Source organism: Acidiferrobacterales bacterium, from assembly GCA_028820695.1.
In the GTDB taxonomy this organism is placed as follows: Bacteria; Pseudomonadota; Gammaproteobacteria; order Arenicellales; family JAJDZL01; genus JAJDZL01.
In genome coordinates this window covers 41009-48124 of the sequence record JAPPIB010000044.1, presented here as the reverse complement: position 1 = coordinate 48124, position 7116 = coordinate 41009, and the positions used below count along the sequence as shown (strand labels likewise).

Below are 7116 nucleotides of genomic sequence, written 5' to 3'. Positions count from 1 at the left end.
TCGTTCAACATGGTTACAGATAGCCGTTGCACGACTATCAATAACCTTAATATTGGATGATCGAATAATTCCGCGTCCGGATCGGTTGAATAAGTTACACCACAGAGATGTCAACTTCCGAGTTGACATGGAATCAAGTAACGAATCTAAACATACGAGCCTAGGTGACGACCTCTGCACCTCACCACCTTATTTTAATCTTATGAATCCACCCTACACGCCTTGGAAGGACATCGGTTCGAAATTTAACAAAGAGATACAAAACGCCATACGCGGGCGTTTGTCTCAAGTATGGAATGAACTAGCAGAAATCGAACCACTACTAAAAGGTAAAAAAACAACGATCGCGATGCTGTTTGAAATTTTATCGCTGAAGTTAATCAGCAAATCAAATGGAGTATTGGGCCTTGTTCGACCGACAACTGTTTTGTCTTCAGAGGAGGCTCGGGAAACTAGAAAAATCTACGCTACTGCAGCACATATCGATTATGTACTGACTTGTCATCAACCCTCCAACTTCAACATGAGTTGGAACACCAATATCAACGAATGTTTGATTGTGATGTCAAATGTTGAGGCGAACAAGGATAATCCTACGTTATTTATCAATTTACACCGCTTTCCTCAATCGATTGAAGAAGCCTACGAGATTATAGATAAAGCAGTGAGAAATGAGGCGTTTGAAGGCTCAAGTCTGTTCTGGGACTACGATTTAGTTATGAAAGGAGATTGGACTCCTGCTGTGTTCGCAGATTGTACGTTAGCAAATATTGCTCGACAAGCAATAACTTGTTCAACACATCTACGGACTGATTTAATCAAGTCAAGAAGAGCAAAAAAAGGGGGGGGGCGATGGCGCGTTGGACGATTCGATACTTAGAGGTTATGCTCACTTCCAAGTTGACTCGGCAGGAGGAGACTGGCGCATGACGACATCATCAAACAAGAAATATGAGCATTTTGATGAGCCAGTCGAAAGTTCCGAACCAGCAATTAGCGGAGTAGGCAAGGATTCTCAGAAAAGTCTGGCTGGACGTTTTACGAAGTGGATACGACTCTCTCGCCTACCAAATGAAAGTGACAGGAATTATGCGGCAAGACTCGAGAAAGATAGTCAAATGATGAGCAAGTATCGCTCTCATTTATTGGTAGCCGATAGTCACGACAGCTCAGGGTCACGCTTAGTAGCGGTAGCATCGAAAACACCTGTCATTGGTTATTCATGGATGCCTGTATTACCTGAAATCGGTAACGCCCCAATCTCATTTGAACACGCAAAAGCAATCGCAATTTGGCTTAACTCGACTCTTGGGCGAGTGGCTCTCAGGAACGTCACAGCGAGAAAGATTAGTTACCCAAAATTTAGACCTGTATCTTTTGATGCCATACCATTTCCAAATATAGATGAACCATGTGTCGTTACACCGCTTAGTAACGTTTTTGACGAAACGAGCAAAGAAGTTGTCCCACAGTTTCGTGACGGTCGGGTGCCGATTCGTGAGCATTGGGATGACGCTGTGGCACTAGCACTTGAAATTGATCGAGTTTTGATTGCAGAATGTGCAGACAAACTCGCTTGTGATCCGTTTGTTTCAAAAGATCATTTTTTTGAATAAGGCAAAATGATAAAACGTGAGTCACAGAGTAGTTTTATTCTCTCAGCAACAGCATAGAAGCTCAAGTCTTTCGTAACATTCCAATTATTGGTTTTCGCAGCCAAACCACATCAGTAGCAATATTCGAAAATCAGGCCCGTCGCCATACTGTGGTACCGTCCGGGCGGTCCTCGATCTCTACTCCTATTTCAGTCAGTTGAGCCCGGATCCGGTCGGCCGTGGCAAAATCCCGCTCGCGACGTGCAGCTTCCCGCTGCATCACCAGTTGCCCGATACCATCATCCGCATCGTCAAAAGCCCCTCCGACGCCTAAAAATCTCGAAGGTTCCATATTTGCCAGCCCTAAAGATCCAGCCAGCTCCATGAGTGTGTTTTTCAGTACGCCGATCCGATCAAGGGAATCCGACTTCACAGCCCGATTCAACTCCCGGACACAATCAAAAATCACCGCAAGTCCATCCGGCGTATTGAAATCGTCGTCCATTGCGGCGCGAAATCTGGCACACAGGCGCGAATCTGTTTCTGCGACCGCAGGAATATCTATTTCTTCGGTCTTGTGGATTGCCATATAGATTCGCCGCAGCGCAAGTCTTGCATTTTTCAAGCTGTCATCACTATAGTTCAGTGGACTTCGGTAATGACTGGACAGAAAAACATAGCGCAGAATCTCTCCGATCCTGATCCGGTCCCTGTCTTGGTCAAGAATCTCTCGAATCGTCAGGAAGTTCTCCAGTGACTTGGACATTTTTTCAGCATTGATCTGCAAATAGCCGTTATGCATCCACAGATTGACAAATTTCCCGCCGCTGACACCTTCCGATTGGGCAATCTCATTCTCATGATGTGGAAACAGCAGGTCTCTGCCGCCGCCATGAATGTCAAAATGATCACCGAGCAGGCAGGTTGACATCGCTGAACATTCAATATGCCAACCGGGCCGTCCATCACCCCACGGTGACGGCCATTTGGGCTCATCGGGCTTTGAGTGCTTCCAAAGCACAAAATCAATGGGGTCTTCTTTCACCTCGTCGGGTTCGACCCGGGCACCCACCCGCAGATCATCGACATTCTCCCCGGACAGTTCGCCATAGTTCTCAAACATCCGCGTTCGATAATAAACATCACCGTTATCTGCCGCATACGCGAATCCTTTCTCAACCAGACGGGAAATCATGTCGATAATTTCCGGAATGTATTGTGTGGCACGCGGTTCGTGGTCAGGTTTCACAATTGACAGTGCATCAAGATCCTCATTCATAAATCCAATGAAACGATCGGTCAGAGACTGAATCGACTCACCCATCTCGTTGGCTCTCTTGATGATCTTGTCGTCAATGTCGGTAATATTTCGGACATATCTGACCTTGTACCCCCGATAACGAAAGTAGCGGATCACAGAATCGAACGCGACCATGACTCGTGCATGACCAAGATGACAGTAGTCGTACACGGTCATTCCGCATACGTAGATATCAATACGATTTTCCCTGATCGGGACGAAATTCTCCTTTCGCCGTGTCAGGCTGTTATAGATTCTGATCGGGTTTCCGTCCATAAACTGTCGCAAGATAAGTTGATACCAAGTCTCCGAGTGTGATTCGCGTGTGCTGATCCGGCATCCCCGGGCTGCTGCGGAAAAGACTGGTTGATCCGCACGGCAAGGAGACGATAAGAAGTTCAGGTCGAATGATATTTTATTCCTGAATCTACCTTGTCCAATTGATATTTCGACGGTCGGGGATTAAATTCCAGCTCACCGCGAACTTTCGTTGCCGAAAAATCCGACAACCTGTCAGCAAACACGTTTTAATATGAGAATTGTTGTGACACACCCGTTCAAATTCCCCTGATGGCCATATATCTGATTTCCGACATCCATCTGGACCCCAAAAACACGGATACCTATGGCCGGTTCCGGCAATATCTCGAATCAATCAAGTCGGATGCGGTACAGTTGTATATTCTCGGCGACCTGTTCGAATACTGGATTGGCGATGACGGACTGGACCTGCTTGGTCACCGACCTGCGGTCGAGGCGCTCAAGGACTTATCGGAATCGGGAGTCAGAATATTCATCATGCATGGAAATCGGGACTTCCTGATCGGGAACAGTTTCATCGACCACTTCAACGGAACGCTGATTCCTGATCCATACATAATCACAGTCAATGATGAAGCCATCCTGCTGATGCACGGGGATAGTCTTTGCACCGATGATGTCGGGCATCAACGCTACCGGGAAATCGTCCTGGACCCCGAGTGGCAAAGAGAAGTCCTGAAACTATCCGTCCACGAGCGCCACGACCGGGCGCGGGACATGCGCATGCAGAGTGAAACGGGAAAGATCGAAAAGAATGAGGAGTTGATGGACGTCAACCTCGACGCTGTCGCACAAACCATGCATCGACATGATGTACGGATACTGATCCACGGCCATGTACATAGAACCGCGGTTCACAAACTGACCGTGAACGGGCGTGCTGCGTATCGTTATGTGCTCGGTGACTGGGATAGTGGCAATGATGGTGTCATACGAATCAGTCCGAACGGTGAAATCAACCTGTATGCGCCCTTTTGCTGATCTGTCATCTAGCCGACAGCCTGCTTCGTCTTGAATTCAAGCAATGAAGCGCCTTCCTGTTCACGGTTAGAGTCCTTTCTTTCCTCACTGATTTTCGACAGATACTCAGGCAACACATCCCCTGTAACATATTCACCACTGAAAACCGAAGTCTCGAAAACATCAACATCTGAATTGGTCGTGCGAACCGACTCAATCAGATCTTCCAGACGCTGATAAAGGACAAAGTCCGCACCGATCCACTCGCAAACCTCATCAGTGGTACGATTCGTAGCAACGAGCTCTTCCGGGCTGGGAATGTCGATACCATATACGTTCGGATATCGAACCGGTGGTGCCGCAGAAGCCAGATAGACCATCCTGGCACCTGCTTCCCGGGCCCGTTTCACGATCTGCTTCGCGGTGGTGCCGCGGACGATAGAATCGTCTACCAGCAGGACGTTCTTGTTCTCAAACTCCAAGTTGATGGCATTCAGCTTGTGTCTGACCGAATACTTCCTTTGTGCCTGCAGCGGCATAATAAAAGTACGGTCGAAGTATCGGTTCTTTATGAAACCTTCCCGATACTTCACGCCGATTGTATGGGCCAGTTGCAACGCGGCAGCCCGGCTGGTGTCCGGTACCGGCATCACCACATCGATATCGTGATTCGGAAACTGTTCCAGCAGACGTTTGCCCAACCATTCTCCCATCCGCAAGCGGGTCTTATAGACTGAGATTCGATCAATCATCGAATCAGGTCTTGAGAGATAGACATATTCAAAAATACACGGCGACGGACTGGCATCAGCCGCACACTGCCTGCTATGAATATTACCATCCATGTCGACGAAAATGGCTTCGCCGGGCAGGACATCCCTTTCGATCTCGTACTGCATGACGTTTAGGACGACACTTTCTGAAGCGAACGCGAAGTCCTTTCTGCCATTGACCTCGCGGGTGCCATATATCAAAGGACGAATGCCGTTCTTGTCCCGAAATGCCAAAATTCCAATTCCAACAATCAGGACGGTCACGGAGAAGGCCCCTTTGCAACGTTTGAAAACCTTTTCGACCGCATGAAAAACGTGATTCGGTGTCAGTTCTCCCCCAGTCCTGCGAACCTTTGTCGAAAGTTCGTAGGCCAGTACGTTGAGCATGATTTCGGAATCGGAACTGGTGTTGATCTGCCGACGGTCGCCTTTGAACACCTGCTCACCCAATTCGATCGCGTTGATGAGGTTGCCATTATGGGCAAGCGCGATCCCAAACGGTGAGTTGACATAGAATGGCTGGCATTCTGCCTCGGTATTTGCACCGGCAGTCGGGTAGCGAACATGCCCGATTCCGGCAGATCCTTTCAGATCATTGAGGGACTCGGTCGAAAACACATCCCTGACCAGGCCTCGGCCGGTTCTGGAATACACTCGCTGTCCGTCACTGGTTACAATACCGGCAGCGTCCTGCCCCCGATGTTGAAGTATTGTCAGTGCCTCGTATATTTCATGCCCAGCGTCTCCTCCAGTGAGCATTGCAACCACTCCACACATGCTATATCTCCGTCATCTGCAATAGTTGAAAATTAATCAGGGACATGGATTCAAAACGCCTGTCACTCTAGAACATCATACCTCACTGACGTCAGAGATGAGCTGTTGAACGATTTTCGCAAATGGTTCAATGGCTGGCAACAGAATCGAATCCTCCCACAGCGGCTGATCCGTCCCCAAGAGATAGGCGAATGCAACAGCCAGGAGCACAACAATGACAAGACCCCGGACTATGCCGAATGCCGCACCCAGTGTCCTGTCCACACTTGCAATTCCGTCAGAGCTGACCGATGCGGCCACGAGGTGACCGATGACCGACATCACGAACAAAACAACGAAGAATACGCCGAGACGTGCAACAATTACCTGCACGATCGGTGTCACATTCCAACCTTCCAGCAGCAGAACCGCCCACGCGCCGAATTTCCATGTCACCCAAGCCGCCACTACCCACGACACCACCGATAGAAATGATCGTAAGAAACCACGGAATGCTCCGATCAAGAACGACAGCAATACTACGACAACCAATCCGATGTCGATAATTAATGAAGACAATAGTAGTTACCGTACTAATTTTGCGGTTTCAACGTTTTTCGCCATGGAACGCGGCGCTGGGTATCTGCTGCAATCTGCTGCAATTTCTGGCAACAAGTATCTAACATTACGAAACTGAATTGTAAAGAATTCACAAGAGCGACCTTGGATGCACGCCGATACTACGACCCGACCCTGACAAGATACGCGTCCTTCACGTCCAATGCCTTCGATACTGTATCCTTCGCGTTCTCGGCGGTCTGTTTATCCTGAAACGGGCCTGCCATGAGCACGTTGAAGTCATGTTCCTTGGTGATGGCAGTCGGCAACTGCAATTTTTGCACCCGCAAACTGCTTGTTTTCGCATTGCCCAGATTCTTATATGAACCGACTCGCACATACCAACCGTCCGACATCGCGGGTTTTTCGTCAGACGATGCTGCCGCGTCTGCCGATTTTTGCGCGATCGCATCGGAAGTGGGCTCGCTGGTCACCACCCGGGCCGGCTCGACTTCGACAAACTTAAGGAAACTTTCCGCAATCTGCAACGTTGAATTAAGGTCAGACTGAGCTTTCTTTGCTTCTGACTCAGTCAGGTAAGGGCCGACAAGGACGAGATTCAACCCGTTACGGTCCGTGAGAACGCGCGCCGGAAACAGAGCTTTTGAAATCTCATTTCGTTTACGCTGTGCGTTGTCAACTTTTGAGAAAGCGGCAACCTGAACGAACAATGCGAGTTCGGCAGGCTGGGCTACTTCGGTAGATTGGACAGGCTCGGCGGGCTCAGAAGACTGGACGACTTCGGTAGATTGGACAGGCTCGGCGGGCTCAGAAGACTGGACGACTTCGGTAG

Annotated in this window: 7 protein-coding genes; 3 read left to right on the top strand and 4 right to left on the bottom strand. The window is 48.9% G+C overall.

Features of this window, described 5'->3' with window-relative positions; translation table 11 throughout:
* Together OXI60_06660 and OXI60_06655 are read left to right on the top strand one after the other, a co-directional pair.
* A partial coding sequence (locus tag OXI60_06660) for a hypothetical protein (GenBank protein ID MDE0309498.1) occupies positions 1 to 880 on the top strand: 880 nt, incomplete at its 5' end.
* A 46-nt stretch (positions 881 to 926) separates the two neighbouring features.
* Complete coding sequence (locus tag OXI60_06655) at positions 927 to 1616, top strand: hypothetical protein (protein MDE0309497.1); 690 nt, start codon at positions 927 to 929, stop codon at positions 1614 to 1616.
* A gap of 130 nt (positions 1617 to 1746) precedes the next feature.
* On the opposite strand, the gene cysS is transcribed toward OXI60_06655, so the two are convergent.
* Positions 1747 to 3171, bottom strand: a complete 1425-nt coding sequence (gene cysS, locus OXI60_06650) for a cysteine--tRNA ligase (GenBank protein ID MDE0309496.1) — start codon at positions 3169 to 3171, stop codon at positions 1747 to 1749.
* A 294-nt stretch (positions 3172 to 3465) separates the two neighbouring features.
* Here cysS and OXI60_06645 point away from each other — a divergent pair, with 294 nt between their 5' ends.
* Positions 3466 to 4197, top strand: a complete 732-nt coding sequence (locus tag OXI60_06645; protein MDE0309495.1) for a UDP-2,3-diacylglucosamine diphosphatase — start codon at positions 3466 to 3468, stop codon at positions 4195 to 4197.
* An 8-nt stretch (positions 4198 to 4205) separates the two neighbouring features.
* Here OXI60_06645 and purF read toward each other — a convergent pair whose 3' ends face one another.
* The 3 genes from purF to OXI60_06630 form a co-directional block, all read right to left on the bottom strand.
* Positions 4206 to 5726, bottom strand: coding sequence for an amidophosphoribosyltransferase (gene purF / locus OXI60_06640; protein MDE0309494.1), 1521 nt, complete (start codon positions 5724 to 5726; stop codon positions 4206 to 4208).
* Positions 5727 to 5801: 75 nt separating this feature from the next.
* Positions 5802 to 6284, bottom strand: a complete 483-nt coding sequence (locus OXI60_06635; GenBank protein ID MDE0309493.1) for a CvpA family protein — start codon at positions 6282 to 6284, stop codon at positions 5802 to 5804.
* 161 nt (positions 6285 to 6445) lie between these two features.
* On the bottom strand, positions 6446 to 7116 hold a 671-nt coding region (locus OXI60_06630; GenBank protein MDE0309492.1), incomplete at its 5' end, for an SPOR domain-containing protein.